General features: G+C 66.0%; 11 protein-coding genes. 5 read left to right on the top strand and 6 right to left on the bottom strand.

Going from position 1 to position 17,511, the window contains the following annotated elements:
- The first annotated feature begins 49 nt into the window (after positions 1-49).
- The 5 genes from EL249_RS02125 (at position 50) to EL249_RS02105 (ending at position 5,836) form a co-directional block, all read left to right on the top strand.
- Positions 50-1,390, top strand: a complete 1,341-nt coding sequence (locus tag EL249_RS02125) for a TIGR03013 family XrtA/PEP-CTERM system glycosyltransferase (RefSeq protein WP_005674636.1) — start codon at positions 50-52, stop codon at positions 1,388-1,390.
- 21 nt (positions 1,391-1,411) lie between these two features.
- Positions 1,412-2,692 (top strand): nucleotide sugar dehydrogenase, encoded by a 1,281-nt coding sequence (locus tag EL249_RS02120; RefSeq protein ID WP_040530157.1) that lies wholly within the window; start codon positions 1,412-1,414, stop codon positions 2,690-2,692.
- Positions 2,693-2,983: 291 nt separating this feature from the next.
- Positions 2,984-3,826 (top strand): alpha/beta hydrolase family protein, encoded by an 843-nt coding sequence (locus tag EL249_RS02115; RefSeq protein ID WP_126348050.1) that lies wholly within the window; start codon positions 2,984-2,986, stop codon positions 3,824-3,826.
- A complete protein-coding gene (locus EL249_RS02110) occupies positions 3,819-4,706 on the top strand; it encodes an alpha/beta fold hydrolase (protein WP_005674639.1) in 888 nt (295 codons plus the stop codon). Before EL249_RS02115 ends, EL249_RS02110 begins: the two co-directional genes overlap by 8 nt.
- Positions 4,707-4,849: 143 nt before the next feature.
- Positions 4,850-5,836, top strand: coding sequence for a YdcF family protein (locus EL249_RS02105; protein ID WP_040530160.1), 987 nt, complete (start codon positions 4,850-4,852; stop codon positions 5,834-5,836).
- A gap of 1 nt (position 5,837) precedes the next feature.
- Here EL249_RS02105 and EL249_RS02100 read toward each other — a convergent pair whose 3' ends face one another.
- The 6 genes from EL249_RS02100 to asnB form a co-directional block, all read right to left on the bottom strand.
- Complete coding sequence (locus tag EL249_RS02100) at positions 5,838-7,910, bottom strand: hypothetical protein (RefSeq protein ID WP_126348049.1); 2,073 nt, start codon at positions 7,908-7,910, stop codon at positions 5,838-5,840.
- 262 nt (positions 7,911-8,172) lie between these two features.
- Positions 8,173-9,849 (bottom strand): TolB-like translocation protein, encoded by a 1,677-nt coding sequence (locus EL249_RS02095; RefSeq protein WP_126348048.1) that lies wholly within the window; start codon positions 9,847-9,849, stop codon positions 8,173-8,175.
- Between the two features lie 198 nt (positions 9,850-10,047).
- The gene (locus EL249_RS02090; RefSeq protein WP_005674646.1) at positions 10,048-12,738 is read right to left on the bottom strand and encodes a hypothetical protein; all 2,691 of its coding nucleotides are present in this window, start codon (positions 12,736-12,738) and stop codon (positions 10,048-10,050) included.
- Positions 12,739-13,180: 442 nt separating this feature from the next.
- A complete protein-coding gene (locus EL249_RS02085) occupies positions 13,181-14,581 on the bottom strand; it encodes an O-antigen ligase family protein (protein WP_005674647.1) in 1,401 nt (466 codons plus the stop codon).
- Positions 14,578-15,612, bottom strand: coding sequence for a polysaccharide deacetylase (locus tag EL249_RS02080; protein ID WP_005674648.1), 1,035 nt, complete (start codon positions 15,610-15,612; stop codon positions 14,578-14,580). Before EL249_RS02080 ends, EL249_RS02085 begins: the two co-directional genes overlap by 4 nt.
- The gene (gene asnB / locus EL249_RS02075; RefSeq protein WP_005674649.1) at positions 15,612-17,510 is read right to left on the bottom strand and encodes an asparagine synthase (glutamine-hydrolyzing); all 1,899 of its coding nucleotides are present in this window, start codon (positions 17,508-17,510) and stop codon (positions 15,612-15,614) included. The genes EL249_RS02080 and asnB overlap by 1 nt, the downstream gene beginning before the upstream one ends.
- Position 17,511: the final 1 nt, after the last annotated feature.

Here is a 17,511-nt window from a genome sequence, read left to right as displayed (position 1 = left end):
TCATCGGGGCTGGTGGCACCTCCGGGAGCTGCCGGCCACGCTTCGGTACATGCGCGCATTCATCCATTACCTCCGAGTTCGTTTTGCGGTCCTGCCGGTCATCGATGCCCTGGTGCTGGTGGCCGCGATGGTGCTCGGCTACCAGATCCGGTTGCTGAACGAGGACGGCCTGGTCTTCTCCACGCTGCGTGGCCTGGTGTTTGCCGCACTGATGATGCTGACGATGACGGCCTTCGGCCTGTACAGCCGTCAGCAGGACGAGCCCTTCCGGCTGGTGGTGCAGAAGGTGTTCGCGGCGTACCTGGTGACGCTGCTGGGCCAGCTGGCGCTCTTCTATGTCTTCCCTGAATCGGAAGTGGGGCGCGGCGTGTTCGCCATTGCCTCGGTGCTGGGACTGGTGGGCATCCTGGTGGTGCGCTACCTGGCATTTCGGCTGGGCTTCCTGCAGCGGCGTGGGCGCCGCGTGCTGGTGATGGGCGAGGGGGACGAGGCCGACATGGTGCTGGCCACGCTGGCCGACAGCGTGCATCAGCATGCGGCCCACCTGGTGGCCCAGGTGCCGGTGGACCTGAAGGGCGAGTCGCTGCTGGCGGTGGCCCGTCAGCACAAGGCCACCCACATCGTGGTGGCGGCCCATGAGCGGCGCGGTGGTCACATCCCGCTGGATCAGCTGCTGGCCTGCCGGCTGGCCGGCATCCAGGTGCTGGACCTGCTGAACTTCTACGAGCAGGAGCTGGGGCTGATCCGCCTGCAATACCTGCGTACCGGCTGGCTGGTGTATGGTGACGGCTTCACCCAGGGACCTACCCGGGCCATCATCAAGCGCCTGTTCGACGTGGCGGTGGCTTCGGCGCTGCTGCTGGTGGCCGCACCGGTGATGCTGGTGACGGCGGTGGTGATCCTGCTGGAGACCGGAAGGCCGATATTCTTCCGGCAGGAGCGGGTCTGCGCGCCGGGGCAGTCATTCGACATCCTGAAATTCCGCTCGATGGTGCAGGATGCCGAGAAGGATGGTCCGCGCTGGGCCAGCATCGGTGACGATCGCATCACGCGGGTGGGGCGCTTCATACGGGCCACCCGCATCGACGAATTGCCGCAGCTGATCAACGTGCTGCGCGGCGAGATGAGCTTCGTAGGCCCACGGCCGGAGAGGCCTTATTTTGTCGAGAAACTGAATCAACAGGTACCATTTTACGATATTCGGCATTACGTGAAGCCAGGCATCACTGGCTGGGCACAGGTGCGGATGGATTATGGCGCTTCAGTAGAAGAGGCCATGGAAAAGCTGGAATACGATCTTTTTTACGTCAAGAATCACTCGCTGTTTCTCGATTTCATGGTGCTTATCGAGACCATTCAGGTGGTTCTTCGTAAGAAAGGTGCTCGTTGACTTCACAGTTTGGAAGAAAATATGACAACGGTTGCAGTAGTTGGTTTGGGATACGTTGGCCTGCCCCTGGCCATCGAGTTTGGAAAACACTTCGATACGATCGGTTTCGACGTGTCGAAAGCAAAGGTTGCCCGTCTGCAACAGCATAACGACGTGACTGGCGAGGTCGAACGCGGTGATTTCGATCTGGCCAAGAAGCTGAAGATCACGGACGATCCGAAGCAGCTGGGTCAGGCCGATGTGATCGTCGTGGCCGTGCCCACTCCCATCGATTCGGCACGCCTGCCCGATTTCACGCCGCTGGTCTCGGCCAGCGAGATCGTCGGTGCCAACATGAAGCGTGGCGCGACGGTGGTCTATGAGTCGACCGTCTACCCGGGTGCCACCGAAGAGGTGTGCATCCCCGTGCTGGAGAAGCACTCCGGCATGAAGTGGAAGCAGGACTTCAACGTCGGCTACTCGCCCGAGCGGATCAACCCGGGTGACAAGCAGCACCGCCTGCCCACGATCGTCAAGGTGGTTTCGGGTGACAACCCCGAGACGCTGGAGAAACTGGCCAAGCTGTACGAAACCGTCATCACGGCCGGCGTGCATCGTGCCAGCAGCATCAAGGTGGCCGAGGCTGCCAAGGTGATCGAGAACACCCAGCGCGACCTGAACATCGCGCTGATGAACGAGCTGGCCATCGTCTTCGAGCGCCTGGGCATCGACACGCTGGAAGTGCTGAAGGCCGCTGGCTCCAAGTGGAACTTCCTGCCGTTCCGTCCGGGTCTGGTGGGTGGCCACTGCATCGGCGTGGATCCGTACTACCTCACGCACAAGGCGCAGATGGTGGGCTACCACCCCGAGGTGATCCTGGCCGGCCGCCGCATCAACGACGGCATGGGTCAGTTCATTGCCGAGCAGACGGTGAAGATGCTGGCTCGTCAGGGCCTGCATACCGCTGGCCAGACGGTGATCGTGCTGGGCCTGACCTTCAAGGAGGATGTGCCCGATCTGCGCAACTCCAAGGTCATCGACGTGGTGCGCGAGCTGGAAGCCTACGGCATCAACGTGGTGATCCACGATCCGATCGCCGACAAGGAAGAGGCTCACGAAGAGTACGGCGTGAACCTGGTGGACTGGGACAAGCTGCCCAAGGCCAACGCCATCGTGGCTGCCGTCTCGCACAAGGCATACCAGGAGCAGGGCCTGCCGGCGCTGCTCGACAAGCTGGTCGACAAGGGCGTCTTCATCGACGTGAAGAGCGCCTGGGATCCGGCCGAGATCGAGAAGGCTGGCAAGGCAGTCTGGCGCCTGTAAGCAGGACTGCGGGCCGGGCGGTACAGCCCGGCCGACTCGCCACAGTGGCCTGACAGCCATCGGGACAGATAGCTGTCGGGCCTTGGGGCAAAACCCGCGGGGAGCTGGCCGTATAGGCGATGCTTTCCCGAGGGCGGTCTTTCGGGACCAGGGAGCGCTGAATCTCGCATCACCGGATGGAGTGGCCAAGGTGGCCCGTCCGGATGAGGCGGTTCGGCGCTTTTTTTATTGGAATGGTGCGGTGGGTATTGGCTTGTTGAATCTGCAAGGGTAGGGCTGGCGATGGAAACCATGGACATTCCGGCTGGCAGTGGCCGCCGGCTGGCTGCGCTGTATCACCCGCCCACGGGCGCGGATCGTGGGCGCGGGGTGCTGATCCTCAATCCGCTGGGCCAGGAGGCCGTGCGGGCGCATCGGCTGCTTCGGGTGCTGGCCGACCGACTGGCCAGGCTGGGCGTGCATGTGTTGCGCTTCGATTTTCATGGTTGCGGCGATTCGTCAGGTGACGATCTGGATGGCGAGATGAAGGGCTGGCAGCTGGATGCGCTGGCGGCGCACCAGGCGTTGCGTCGGCGTTCCGGGGTCGATGCGATCGGCTGGCTGGGCATCCGTCTGGGGTTCGCCGTGGGCTGGCAGGCTGCGGCACGTTTTGTCGGTGGGCACGATGCGCGGTTGGCGCTGCTCACCGAAGGGCCGCCCCCTGATCGGCTGATTGGCTGGGATCCGGTGGTGCAGGGACAGGGCTATCTGGATGTGTTGTGGGAGGACCATCGGGCGGCGTTGCGCCGTGCCTTCAGTCTGCCCACGGTGCCGGATGCGCAACTGCGTCGGCAAAAGAACGAGGCCGATCTGTCCGAGGCCATGGGATTTGCGCTGTCGCCGCGGCTGGTGCGTCATATCCGGGCGCTGGATACCCAGGACTGGCAGACGGTGCCGGTGGCGCATCTGGCGGCCCTGCAGGCCAACGGCGCGCTGCCCTGGCCCGAGGCGAAGCGGCCGGCGTCGCTCACGCTCGTGCCGGTGGATGTGGATTTCGACTGGACATCGGAAGAGGCGCTGAACACGCCGCTAGTGCCGGATGCGGCCCTGAAACGTCTGTTGCCCTGGCTGTCGGAGGAGGTCTTTCATGCCTGAAGCAAGTCATGCCGCCACGCGCGGGGCGGATGCGTACCGGGAAAGCCTGGTGCAGCTGGGGGCCGAAGGGCATCTGGTGGGCACGCTGGTGCAGCCCACAGGGCCTTCTGCAGCGGTCGGCGTGCTGTTCGTGAATGCGGGGGTGATTCACCGCATCGGGCCGCACCGCATCCATGTGAAGCTTGGCAGGGCGCTGGCCCAGGACGGCGTGCCGTCGTTGCGGCTGGACCTGACGGGGCTGGGCGACAGTGGCCGTGCGGGCGGGACCGACGGCATGCTGGCGCAGGTGCGGCGCGACATCCGGGCCGCGCTTGATCTGCTGGCACAGAGAACGGGCCTGTCGCGCTTTGTCATCATCGGCATCTGTTCGGGCGCTGAGTATGGCTACCAGTATGCGCTGGATGATGAGCGGGTGGCCGGTCTGGTGATGGTCGACGGCTACAGTTTCGGCAATCGTCGCACCCGGATGCTGCGTTATCTGCTGCGTCTTCGCACGCTGACCTGGCCGGTATTGAAGAATGCCGTGTTGGGGCGGCTGGCACGCCTGCGTGCGGGCGGTGGCCAGCCCGAGACACCGGTGGACTACGGGTTGCCCGTGCTGACGGTGACGGATTTCGGCGAGGGGCTGGCCGAGCGCGCACGGCGGGGCTGCCCCTGCTACCTGGTGTTCACCGGCAGTGTGCTGCAGCGCTACAACCATGCCAGCCAGTTCGATGACGTGATGCGCGCGGCGCCCCTGTCGGCCGAGGACCGCAAGGCCATTGCACGGGATGTGCAGTGTGTCTTCCTGCCGGACATCGACCATACGATGACGACGCTGCATGGACAGCGCGTCTACACGCGCCATGTGCGCCAGTGGCTGGCCAAGCGGCTGGCATGACGCGACAGGATGTAAAACGTATAGAAAAAAGTGGCGTTTCGTCGGCGGAGTTTCCGTTGGTGGTATGTTCGACGGCTTTGGGATTCTCCAGGGTTTGGAGGATCCCTGACTGAAGGCGCGGGATGCGCGGGAGAAAGCCGTCGATGTTGTTTGCAGGGGATGCCTCGGAGTGGCTGTTGCCGATGCCGGTGACGCTGGTGGCGGTAATGCTGGTGTTCAGCCTGTGGCGACGGATCCTGCCGCGGCAGCGGCGTCTGCGCCGCAGTGTGGCGGCGGTGGTGGTGGTGGCCTTTGTGCTGACTTCCACGCCGGCCATCATCAATATCGGCGTGAAGGCGCTGGAAGGGACACCGCAGACGGTGGCAGAGCAGCTGGACGCGCTGGGCTTTCCGCCGGATTCCGGCGCGGATGCCCTGAATGCGCAGGCGGTGCTGACCGTGCGTGAGGGCAAGGCCGGCAGGAAGGCGCTCGCAGAGGGCGGACAAGCAGATCCGTCATTGCAGGCTGCCGGTGCGGGCCTGATGAAAGCGGGCCTGAATGGGCATGGGGCCGGTGAGCCCACAACGGGAACTGCTTCGGCGAAGCCACCGCGTGTGCGTGGCGTGATCGTGCCTTCCAGTGGGGCTGCGGCTCCCAATGGACCGCAGGCGCGGCTGGACCAGGGCGGCTACATGCGGCTGCGTGCCGGCATCGAGACCTGGCGGCGTACCGGTGGGTTGCTGGTGCTGATGGGGGGGCTGGGTGAGCAGCCGGAGTATTCGCTGGCCGCCGACATGCGGCGCCTGGCGATTGGACTGGGGGTTCCACCCGAGGCCATCCGCACGGTGCGCAGCAGCTGGACGACGTTCCAGGACATTTCCGGGGCGGCCAGGCTCATCCGTGAAGAAGGTGGCCAGGACGACAGCCGTCAGGCCGTGATTCTGGTGACGAGTGCGCTGCACATGCAACGTTCGCTGGCGGTGGCGCACCAGGCCGGACTGGACCCGATCCCGGTGCGCAGTGACTATCGGCAGCTGGCATCACCCACCTGGGCCGCCTGGTTTCCCAACAATGGCGCGCCCTGGAATGCACGCGCCATGCTGCACGAACTGATTGGCGTCTGGTACTACCGCCTGCGCGGCCGCGCCTGAATCAGGGCTTCGGCGTGTGCAGCGCAGGCACCGCGTCCGGCCGGATCTCCACCAGATAGGTGTCGAGGTCACGCAGGTTCACGCTGTCCCAGTTGGAGTTGAACAGCATCCGGGTGAAGCTGCGGTTGACGGTGCCGTGCGGACGCGGCCAGGTTTCATTCTTGCTGCCGTCCCACAGATGGTGCAGGTTGGCAATGGACAGCACCTTGGGCGGGTTCTCCAGGCTGAGAGCGAACATCTTGCGGTGGAACCACTTGCGGTTGGGGTCATTGGCCGCCAGGTTGTTGACGCCGTCCTTGCGTTCCCCGAATCCCGAGACCAGAATCCAGCCAGGCCGTTGCAGGGCACGTCCCGAGACCTGAACGCCGGTGTCGGTGTTGGCACCGAAGCTGGTGGTCAGCAGCGGGGTCTTCTCGCCGGTGGCCAGGTTCGTCATGAACAGCTGGTGTGGGTCGCTGAACACGTCAAAGCCCACATACATGTCCTGCCCCTGAGCGTTGCGGGCCACGTCGCCGTACTTCATGTAGGGCTGGTTCAGAAGCTTCAGACTGTTGCCGGAAACCTGTGCACTGTACGGAGCCGAGAAGTCACGCTTGTAGGCGAGCACGCCCGTGGGATAGGGGAACTGAGCCACACAGTGGCTGCCGCTGGGGCTGGTGGTGATGTATTCGGGTGCACCGGGCGGAAGGCTTTGCGTGCCGATGATCTTTCCGGTCTGCAGGTCCCAGGTGAACAGGCCCAGCGTATTCCAGCTGGCGCCTTCATTTCGTTCGGCTGTAAAGCACCAGGTGCGGCCGTCATCCGACGGCGTGCCGCCGCGGGTGCGGGCATGGGTGGCCGTGGGCCAGTGCTGGTGGATCTGCGTGCCCATGTCGGCCAGAAGTTCGGCCTTGTCCGTGCCGTTCGGTGAAAGATCGACGGTCAGACGGAAGATCTTCATGTCCTTGCCATCGACGTTCAGGTAGTACAGAACGTTCGGGTTCTTCGGATCCCATTGTGGCTCGGCATCACCGGCAATCCCGCCGAGTTTCCGGATGGCCTTTCCGCTCTTCGGATCGAAGATGTGCCATTCGCCATGGTCGGTGCGCAGCAGCACGGCGCTGTCGTCGGCGTTGAAGGCCTGTTGGGCCGCGTGCGGAGTGAAGACCGGGTGTGCCGGTTGCGTCTCGGCATGATTGGTCAGTCGAACCACACAGCTGTGCCAGGTGGGATCTTCGGTGGCCACGCCGGTCGCGGGTCGCGGTGTGGCGGGCATCTCTCCCACGGCGGTGCCGGCCGTCAGCGGCTGGGCTTTGGCCAGAATGGGAGCGCAAAGCGGGCTGGTTTCCTGGCTTCCGACAGGGGTGGGAGGCGTGTACGGAATGACCGGGGCAGCACCCTGTTGATTCGGTGGCGTTGCATGGTTGCCGGAATCCGCATTCGTACCTGTTCCTGCCTTGCCGTTGGCCGGCGAATCGGTCGGATTCGGTTGAGGAGCCGGCTGAACCGGGGGCGCCGCGACATTTCCGCCGGTGCCTGGCGTGACGGTTGCGCCACCCGTCGTTCCACCGCCGGCTGCGCCATTGTCGGGTTTGACGGCGGGCGGTTCGTTGTTCACGGGGGGCTGGGCGGCATGGGTGCCGCCATTACCCGGGGTTCCCGAGCTGCTGGCGTTGTTGGCGTTACCTGCGTTTCCGGCGTTGTTCGTGCTGCCGGACTGGCCAGGGGTTCCACTCGTGCTGGCACCACTGGAAGCCCCCGCGCTGCCGGCATTCGACCCGTTGCTTCCAGGCGACGGCTGTGAAGACGTGCTGCCGGGATTGTTGGCAGGCGTCTGGGGACGCACCGATGCGCTGTTCTCGCCCAGAGGGGGCTGACCGTTCAGGGGCTGTGGCGTGCTGACCCCGCCGGCGCTACCTGCCGGGTTGCTGGCATTGTTGCTGGCGTTGCCACTGCTGGTGCCCGTGGCGCCCGTGCCGTTGTTGGCGGCGTTGCCGGATTGGGACGTCTGTGCGTTGTCGGCCAGCAGATCATGGCCGGCGGCCGATCCGCCACCGCCGCCACCACAGGCGGTCAGGCAAAGCGTCATCAGCAAGGCACCCGCCGAGAAAAGGCGGGGCATGCCGGGGGTAGGGGCAACGGCAGTATGTCGAAGGGCGAACGGCGCAATTTTCATGGCGATGAACAGTGCCTGGAAAAGGCGGTGTTATATCGCAGAAAAGGTTAGCACCGTGTCGCTGGAAAGCCACGTCCGCGCGTCACCCGGTGTGGCCCGTCCGGACTGCCGGGGGGACGATGGGGGAGGTGGCTTCCGGTTCTGCTCTCCGGATGGTGATGGAGCAAGGTTGGGCGGGGGCTCAACGGGAGCCCAGGGCCTGGGCGGTGATGGCCGTCAGGAACACTTCCTGGTCGGCCATGCTGCTGCCGTTCCAGGTGGAATTGAACAGCATGCGGGTGAAGTTGCGATTGACGGTGGCCTGTGGTTCGGCTTCGTACTTGAATGCATCGCTGTTGATGTAAGCGATGGAGCGGATGTCCGGGTTTTCGGTCAGGCTGACGGCGAACATCTTGCGGTGCAGCCATTGCCGGCGTTCATCGTGCAGGCCCTGCACGCTGCTGTCGTCGGCCGGGTGCTCGGCATAGGTGGAGACCAGCACCCAGCCGGGTCTGTTGTACGCCTTGCCGGAAATGTGCAGGGCGGTTGCGGTGCGGCCCGGATAGGTGGAGAACAGGGGCGTGCGCTGACCGGTTTCCAGATTCAGCATGAACACGTCGCCCCCGTTGCTCTGGTAGTCCACCGAGACGTAGACATCACGTCCCTGGGGGTCGAGAGCGATGTCGGAGTGTTCGGATGTGGTGTGCAGTTGCAGCCAGGCATCAGGTGTGCTGGTGCCGTAGGGCGCCTGGAAGTCGCGTCGATAGGCACGGGTGCCCGGGCCGGTGGCGGTGGTGTGCGAGACCACGCAGTACTTGCCGCTGGGGCTCATGCTCACGTGGTCGGGCGTGCCGTCCTGGTTCAGGGTGCCGACGATGCGCTGTTCCTGCAGGTCCCAGGTGAAGACGCCACGCATGGGCCAGCTGCCGTTGTCCACCACGGCACGGGCCATGAAGCACCAGTAGCGCCCATCGGCCGAGGGTGAACCTTCGGAGCGCGTGGATGCGACGCTGGCATCGGGCCAGTGCTGCTGGATCTGCGGGCCCATGTCGGCCACGACGCTGACCTGGTTCGTCTTGAGATCAAGCAGGTAGATCTGCATGCCGATGCCGTCGCGCGGCAGGAAATACAGCAGGTCCGGATCGGTGGGATGCCATTGCGGCTCGGCATCACCTGCCAGGCGGTCGGTGGCGCCATTCAGGTTGTTCAGCACCCGGATGAAGCGGCCGGTGGTGGCATCGTGCAGGTGCCAGTGGCCGTCACTGGCGTCCAGCAGAAAGCGCGTGTCATTGGCGTTGAAGGCCTGCCGGCGGGAATAGTCGTTGCGCAGGGCAGGCGCCTCGGGGTGCGCGGCGTTGTCGGTCACGCGCACGATGCAGCTTCCATGGACGGGGTCCCGCGTGCTGCTCAGGAAGGGCGGGCGGGCATTGTCGGGCAGCGGAAGGCGTTCGGTACCGGCAGGCAGGGGTGACATGACGGCCAGTTCTGCCGCGCAGAGTGCTGTCGGGTTGAGGCTGGCCTTGTCCGGGGTTTTGCCGGGGGGCGTTGGCGCGGTTGGCGCAGGCGTGCGGCCTGTCGTGTCGGGTGTGGTGGGTGTATTGCCGGAAATGTTCGGGGCTTCTGGCCGGCGCGTGTCGGTGGCCGATGGGGGCGTTCCTGCATGCGGATCATGGCCGGATGCGGCCTGTCCGCCGCAGGCGACAAGGCCCAGGCCCAGCAGGCTGGCCATGGCCAGCTGGGCGGCGCGCGTGGCACCTGTCTGCCGGGGCGTGCGACGTGGTGTGCGAAGGGGCGTTCCCGGGGTGTGGTCCTGGGCAGTGCACAGCGCGGTGCGGGCGTGGACGGTGATGGACGAGGTGGGCCGGTCGGCGTTCTTCATCGGACGGTTTCTGCAGGAAAGGCCGGGCCGATGGTCGTTCTGTTGGCGGGGTGTGGCAGTGCGGAAAGTCGCAGGGAGGCGGTATTTGCGCTGAAGAAGGCTGGAAATGAATCGGGCAGGCGCTCTGGCCTGCCCGGGTTGGGTGGCGGGACCGCGCTGCGGCCCTCGCCGGTTGCTCAGATCATGTGGACAGCAGGTTTATTTGTCGAGGGCCCCCTTCGGCAGTGCCAGCATGTAGGTTTCCACGTCCTGGATGCGGCTGCTGTTGAGCGTGGAGTTGAAGAGCACGCGGGTGAAGTCGCTGTTGACGGTGGCCTGCGGTTCAGCCCAGTAGGCGTCGGAGCCCCAGCTGGATTTCGAGTCGCTGTCGGCGTGGGCCAGCGGGCGGATCTGCGGGTTCTCTTCCAGGCTCACCGCAAAGATCTTGCGGTGCATCCACTGCTGCATGGCGGTGTTGCGCAGGCTGCTGGCCTGGTTGCTGGCGTGGTATTCACCGTAGGTGGAGACCAGTGCCCAGCCGGGCTTGCCGTAGGCCTTGCCGGAGAAGTGGATGGCCGTGGCGGTGCCGGACAGGTAGGTCGGGAAGAGCGAGGTGCGCTTGCCAGTCTTCAGGTTCACCATGAAGACATCGCCCCGGTCGGCCTGGTAGTCGATGGCCACGTAGACGTCTTCACCCTGCTTGTTCAGCGCCAGGTCCGAGTGTTCGGACTGCTCGTGCAGCTTCACGTAGGGCTGGCGGGCGGCGGAGGCGGCGTGCGGGGTGGTGAAGTCACGGGTGTAGGCACGGGTGCCCAGTTCCCGGTTGTGTGCCCACGAGACGACGCAGTACTGGCCCGAGGGGCTCATGCTGACGTGGTCGGGGCGGGCGGGCAGGTTCATGCGACCCAGGATCCGGTCTTCCTTCATGTCCCAGGTGACGACGCCCACGCCCTGCCACTGGTTGTTGTCCACCATCAGGCACCAGTAGCGGCCGTCGGCCGAGGGGGCACCTTCGGACTTGGTCCAGGCGGTGGCGGCTGTGGGCCAGAAGCTCTTCAGGCGTGCACCCAGGTCACCCACCACGCGGCGCTGGTCGCTGGCGACGTTCAGCTCGGTGATGGTCATGCCCCAGCCGTTGTTGGGCACGTAGTACAGCACGTCGGGATTGGTGGGGTGCCATTGCGGTTCGGCATCGCCCGCCGGGCCCTGAAGCTGTTTCAGGTACTTGCCGGTGTGGCCGTCGTACAGGTGCCAGTAGCCGTTGGAGGCGTACATCAGGATGCGGCTGTTGTCGGCGTTGAAGGCCTGGCGGCGCGAGTAGTCGCTGCGATGGCTCTTCTCGTCGCCGACTTTCTGGCCGTTGTGGGTCAGGCGAACCTGGCAGGTGCCGTAGGTGGGTTCCTGCACGGCCACGCCGGTGGCGGGAATCTGGCGGTCCGGCACGCGAGCGCTTTCCTGGCCGCGCTGCAGCGGGTTATTGCGCAGCAGGATGTCGCGGCACACGTCGTTGGCGGCAATGCTGGCGTTGCTGGCCGGACGGGCGCCGGGCGTGGCGGGCGTGGCGGGCGTGTTCTGGCCGTTGCTGCCCAGGTTCAGGCCCGGCGTGGCAGAACCGTTGCCGCCGGCGACGGGTGTGGCGACCGGGGCCGCGGGCTGGGACGATGCACCAGGATTGGATGCGGAGGCGGCAGGCTTGGCGGCGACCACCTTGATGGCCGGAGCAGACAGCCAGACGACGTCGCCGCTGTCACCCTCGATCTCTTCGGTGTAGGCCAGCGTCTTGCCCAGATCGGCAGCGGTGACGGTGTAGCTGTCACCCTTGGCGGTCAGCGTGTTGTCCACCATCCAGAAGGCCTGGCGCACCCGGCCCCACTGGTAGACGCCCGAGGTGCCACGGACCATCTGGCCCACTTCGGCGGTCTGGGAGGCGACCGAGGTCCGGGGCATGGTGTGGATGGACGGGTAGTTGTCGGCCACCACGGAGACGGTGCCGGCCTGGACCTGGACCGGGTTGCTGCCGGCCGGGGTGCGCACGGTCTCGACGTAGCCCAGCTTCTTGCCTACGTCGGCCCGGGTGGGGGTGTAGGTCTCGGCCGTGGCGCCGGCGATGGGCTGGCCGTCACGCAGCCACTGGCGGCTGCTGATCTGACCGTTCTGGTAGACGCCGGCGATGGCGCTGACCGGGCGTCCGGCGCGGATGCGGGTGTTGCCACCGGCGATCAGCGGGGCGCGCAGCGAGACAGGCTTGCTCGCGCGGTTGTCCGTTGACGGGGTGTCGGCAGCCACGACGGTGACGGGGCTGCTGTAGGCGAAGATGTATTCGCCGGTGCGCTGGTTGATCACGCGCTCGCGGTAGACCAGGCGCTTGCCGATGTCGGCGGTGGTGGGGGTGTAGCTGGCCTGGCGGCCTTCGGGGATGTCACGGCCATCGCGGCTGCGGAAGCCGGCAACCGCGACGCCGTTGCGATAGACGCCGGTCACGCGGGTGATGGGCGTGCCCACGCGCACGGTCTGGCCGGCCGGGCCGAAGGCCGGGGCACGCACAATGACGGGCTGCGTGGCGGAGGCCTTGGTGGTGACGCCTTCCTTGGTGTCGGTGGCGGACTGGCCTTCGGGGTTGAAGGCGGCTTCATCCAGGAACCAGATGTCGTCTTCCGGCAGCGAGAAGGGGGCCGGGGTACCCTGATCCAGCGACAGGGGGTTGGCGTCGGCCAGGGCGCTGGCCGGGGTGCCCGAACCAGGTTGAGAGGCGGCTTCGGCATCGCCACCGCCGCCGCCACAGGCAGCCAGCAGGCTGGCGCTCAGGAACAGGGCCGTGAGGGTGGTGAAGGAGGGGGCGGAGCGGCGGGCAATGCGCTGCGCAGTCTCCGGGTGGGTAGGCGTCAGAGGGGCCAGGTGTTCAGGGGTCATGATCCAGCGGTTCGTCGTGAGGTGGGCCTTGCACGGCGAACCGGCCGGTGACAGGTCAGGGCCCCTGCCGGTCGGACGCCGGTGGGCACCGGTGTCTGAAAAAAGTCACACGAACTCTAGAGACTGGCGTTGCGTCTGGGAAACGCCGGCAGACGGGTGGGCGCTGCCTTTCGACCGGGGGAATGTGGCCTGGAAGATGGCGATTTATGTGGCCAGAATCGTCGAAGAAGCCTACGTTTTCGACGAAAAAGCGAGCCGACCAAAGGTGGTCGGCTGCCGATGGGCGGGGAGGGGTGGGAGGAGTGAACGGCCGCCCGGAAGGGGGGATGGACAGCCGGAGTTGCGGCCTGTGTCCGCGCCCGGTTCTGCGCCCGATGAGGGGCTGGCGGGCACGGAGGGGATCGGAAGGCTGGGTTGGCTCAGCCCGAAGGCTGAGGCCGGTTCAGCCCGCAGGGCGGATCAGACGGCCGTCAGCGTCACGCGGGGAGGGGCGATCCGGGCGGGTGGCCGGCCCCTGGATGGGGGGGCGGGGCTTGTCATCCGGGCCCTTGCCGTCGGGGGTTGTCGAGGCCTGGGTCGTATCGATCAGGGCGCCGGTCTCGTCACGGGTGCCGTTCTTCAGGAGCAGCCAGTAACGGGCCGACAGGCCGGCCAGGATCCAGTAGTTGCCGGTGACGGCACCATCCAGCAGGCGGCTGCCATACAGGTTGCCCAGCATGACGGCGATGGTGGCGCCGGCAAAGCCGGCCGCCATCGCCTGCTGGTCGGGCGTTCGGGCCAGTTTCCAGAAGCGCCACGCCAGGGTGCTCAGGGACGCATACAGGATCAGGGTCATGATGCCGCCGAACGGGCCGGCCTCGGTGGTGATCAGCACCAGGAAGTTGTGGGCGTCCAGACCAGCCAGCGACGGCTCTTCGGAGCCGATCTCGCGCTTGAAGTGGTTCAGTCCGATACCCCAGGGGCGCGACATCAGCAGTCGGCCTGCGCCCGCCCAGAGGATGAAGCGGCTCTCGGTACTTTCATCGAGCTGCTCCTCGCCGGTCTCTTCCGAGGTCTGTTCGGTCATGGCCAGACGGGTGACGACGCCTTCCGGCACCCAGGCCTGGTAGTTGACGACGGCCACGAGAATGAGGATGCCCAGCACCACGTTGCGCTTCAGGGTCATCAGCAGCAGCATGGCGGCCACGATCAGGTAGGCCTGGCGCGAGTAGGTGCAGAAGATGCCCAGCAGCAGGATGACGACGCCGGCAATGGCGCCCATGCGAACGGTGGGCCGCCCCTTCTGGTAGAGGGCCACGGCGGCAAACACCGGCATGAACATCGAGAAGAAGACGGCTGCCAGGTTGGAAGCCTTGTAGTTGGACCCGAAGGGGCCGGCCGCGCGCTTGGTCTCACCGTAGACGCCAAAGCCGTAGTCGATGCCTTCGCGGATGGCTTCTATGCCGGCCACGGCCGCCACGAACAGCACGACGTAGAAGAGGTGGCGAACGCTGGTCTCGTCACGCGCGCCATGGAAGAAGACGAAGTACAGGCACATGAAGAAGATGGAGTTCTTCATGGCCGTGAGGTCTTCCATCATCAGCGACCGGTCGGAGAGCTGGCCGGCCAGGAAGCCCCAGATGAGCATGCAGAAGTACGCGATGAAGACGCCCTTGAGAGGCGTGGCTTCGGAAGGGGGCAGCTTCTTGTTGCGCTGGTGGACGTAGTAGATGAGGGCCAGGAACAGCAGGTTGATGCTGTTGAGCCCCTTCACGCCGAGGTCGGCCGGCAGGTGCAGCTGGTTGGGCACCCACACGATCATGGCTGCCAGCAGGATGTTGAGGTACTGGGTTTGCTTCTTCAATGCGTCGCGTCGATGATGGTCAGGTTGCGGATCGCCCGCTTGAAGTCGCCGACCGGGGTGTCGGGCATGCCGACCCGTGCGATGGCAAAGCGGGCAGCCGGCGCCTGGTTGATGCCACGCCGGGTGTCGACCGCGTGGTGAAAGCCGAGTGTATCGAGAAGGTCAGGCATCCAGACCGAAGACCGGCCACCGGGATAGGCGAAGCTGTCGACGGGCTGCTGGCAGATGTCCTGCAGCTGGCGGCGCGAGGCCAGCAGGTCGGCACGCAGCTGTTCGCGGTTGAAGAGCTTCGGGTCGATGTGGCGGCTGGTGTGTGCACCGATCTGAAAGCCGCGCCGGGCCATCTCCTGGACCTGCTGGACATTCATGCGGGGCGCACGCAGGGCAGGCGGGATGGGGCCGGGACGCAGCACCTTGCGCATCTGCTCCAGGCACTGGGCGATGGCGGTGGGGTTGCGCTCCCACAGCGCGTTCAGGATGGTGATGCAGCTGGCCCGCCGGGCATGCCGATGCAGCGACAGCTCGTGCGGCAGTTCGGGCAGGCCCACGGCGCGCGGGTCCAGACTCTGGGCATTGGTCGTGGCCAGCATGGCAATGGCCTGGTCCCACCACATGGGGGTACCTTCTTCCAGCCCGCCGGTGATGATGTAGAAGGTGGCGGGCAGCCGGTATTTCTCCAGCAGCGGGGCGGCGCAGGTCAGGTTGTCCAGAAGCCCGTCATCGAAGGTGATGGCCACGGCATGGGGCGGCAGCGGCTCGTTGTCGAGCAGGCGTTGCACGGCCACGTTCAGCGGCAGCACCTGGGTATTGGCCGCCAGCCAGGCCAGCTGCTCCTCGAAATACTTCTGGCGCACGCACATGCCCAGCGCAAAGGGATCGGAAGCCAGATCATCGATGACGCGGTGATACATCAGCACCAGCAGCCGGTTGGTGGAGCCCAGCAGGCTCTCCACCTTGTGGTCGTACACGCCGGCCCGGTCGGCCAGGGGCGAGACGATCTGCTTGATGATTTGCTTTCCGATATCCAGCATCAGTGCATCGGCGAAGGAGAGGTCTGATCCGGGAGCGTTCGCATCCAGGTCTCCAGAACCATCACCATCCACAGCAGTTCGCCCCGGTCCTGCAGGCCCTGCTGATGCTCGTCCACCAGGCGCTGGATACCCGCCTGGTCGAAGATGCCGCGCTCCTTGAAGGCGCGGCTGCTGATGGTGTCGAGCAGCATGGGCCGGAGGTCGTTGCGGAACCACGTGGCCAGCGGGATGGCAAAGCCCTGTTTGCGCTTGGTCAGCACCTCGGCCGGCAGCAGCCGGGCGGCGACCTTCCGGAACAGATACTTGCCCTGCTCGCCGCGCAGCTTCAGGTCGAAGGGCAGGCGGGCGGCAAAGGCGATCAGGTTCTGGTCGAGCAGGGGCGCACGGGCCTCGAGCGAGTTGGCCATGGTGGTGCGATCCACCTTGACCAGGATGTCGTCGACGAGGTACGTGCCCATGTCACCGGACAATATCTGCTCCGCGTGGGAATCGATGTCGGACCTGACGAACCGTTGCCGGACGCTGCCGAACGGGTCGGCGTGTGCACGTTCGCCAAAGAGCAGACGCAGGTCGGCCGGGTTGGCCAGCGCCACCAGTGCCAGATAGTCGTCGGGCCAGGGCAGGCCCAGGCGTTGCCCGATGCCCGAAAGACGCCGGCCGCGCGCGCCGGGCAGCAGCGCGCCACCCAGTTTGGCCAGTCCGGGAGCCATGCCCAGCGTGGCGCGGCGGATGCGCTGCAGCGTGGCATAGCGCCGATAGCGTGAATAGCCGGCAAACAGCTCGTCGCCGCCATCGCCCGAGAGCACCATCTTCACGTGGCGAGCCGCCAGCTGCGACACCAGGAAGGTGGGAATGGCCGACGAGTCGCCAAAGGGCTCATCGAAGTGATGGACCAGCGTCTCCAGCAGATTGGCCGCGTCGGGGCGCACCACCATCTCGTGGTGCTCGGTACCCAGGTGCTGGGCCACGCGCCGCGCATCGGGCAGCTCGTCGAAGCCGGCCTCGTCAAAGCCGATGGAGAAGGTCTTGAGCGGCTGGGAGAGGTGGCGGGTCATCAGTGCGCAGACCACGCTGGAATCCAGCCCGCCGCTCAGGAAGGCGCCGAAGGGCACGTCCGAGACCAGTCGCACGCGCACGGCATCATCCAGCTCGGCAAAGAGCCGCTCCTGCAGCGTGTCCTCGTCGTCGGTCCACTTGGGCAGGAAGTCCACGTGGCTGTAGCGGGTCTGGACGATGTTGGGGGCGCCACCGTCCTGGCCGGGCTCGATGCTCATCCAGTGGCCGGGCGGCAGCTTGCCGATGCCCTCGAAGATGGTGTCGGGCGCCGGGATGTAGCCCAGGCTGAAGAAGTCCTGCACCGCGTCCATGGAAATGCGCGGCTGCCAGCCGGGGACGGCCAGCAGCGTCTTCAGCTCGGAGCCGAAGCCCAGCACGCCCGGCGACAGCTCGCCCAGGTAGAGCGGCTTCTTGCCGATGCGGTCGCGCGCCAGTACCAGCCGCCGCCTGTCCTGGTCGACGATGGCGATGGCGAACATGCCGCGCAGCATCGCGAAGCAGTCGGTGCCGTACTCGGCATAGGCGTGGGCGATGCACTCGGAGTCGGAGTGGCTCTGGAACACGTAGCCGCGTGCTTCCAGCGTCTGGCGCAGCTCGCGGAAGTTGTAGATCTCGCCGTTGAAGACCAGCTGGATGCGGCCGCCGGCGCTGGTGACCGGCTGATGGCCGCCCGCCACGTCGATGATGGACAGCCGGCGCATGCCGATGGCCGCCCAGTCGGTGTGGAAGGTACCCTGGTCATCGGGGCCGCGATGCACGATGGTCCTGCACATCGCGTCCAGCGTCTGCGGACCGGGCAGGGCCCGGCCATCAAGGGAGATCAGTCCGGCTATGCCACACATG

It is taken from the genome of Lautropia mirabilis (genome assembly GCF_900637555.1).
Lineage (GTDB): Bacteria > Pseudomonadota > Gammaproteobacteria > Burkholderiales > Burkholderiaceae_E > Lautropia > Lautropia mirabilis.
The sequence above is the reverse complement of the archived record's forward strand: the minus strand, read 5'-3'. Positions and strand labels throughout refer to the sequence as shown.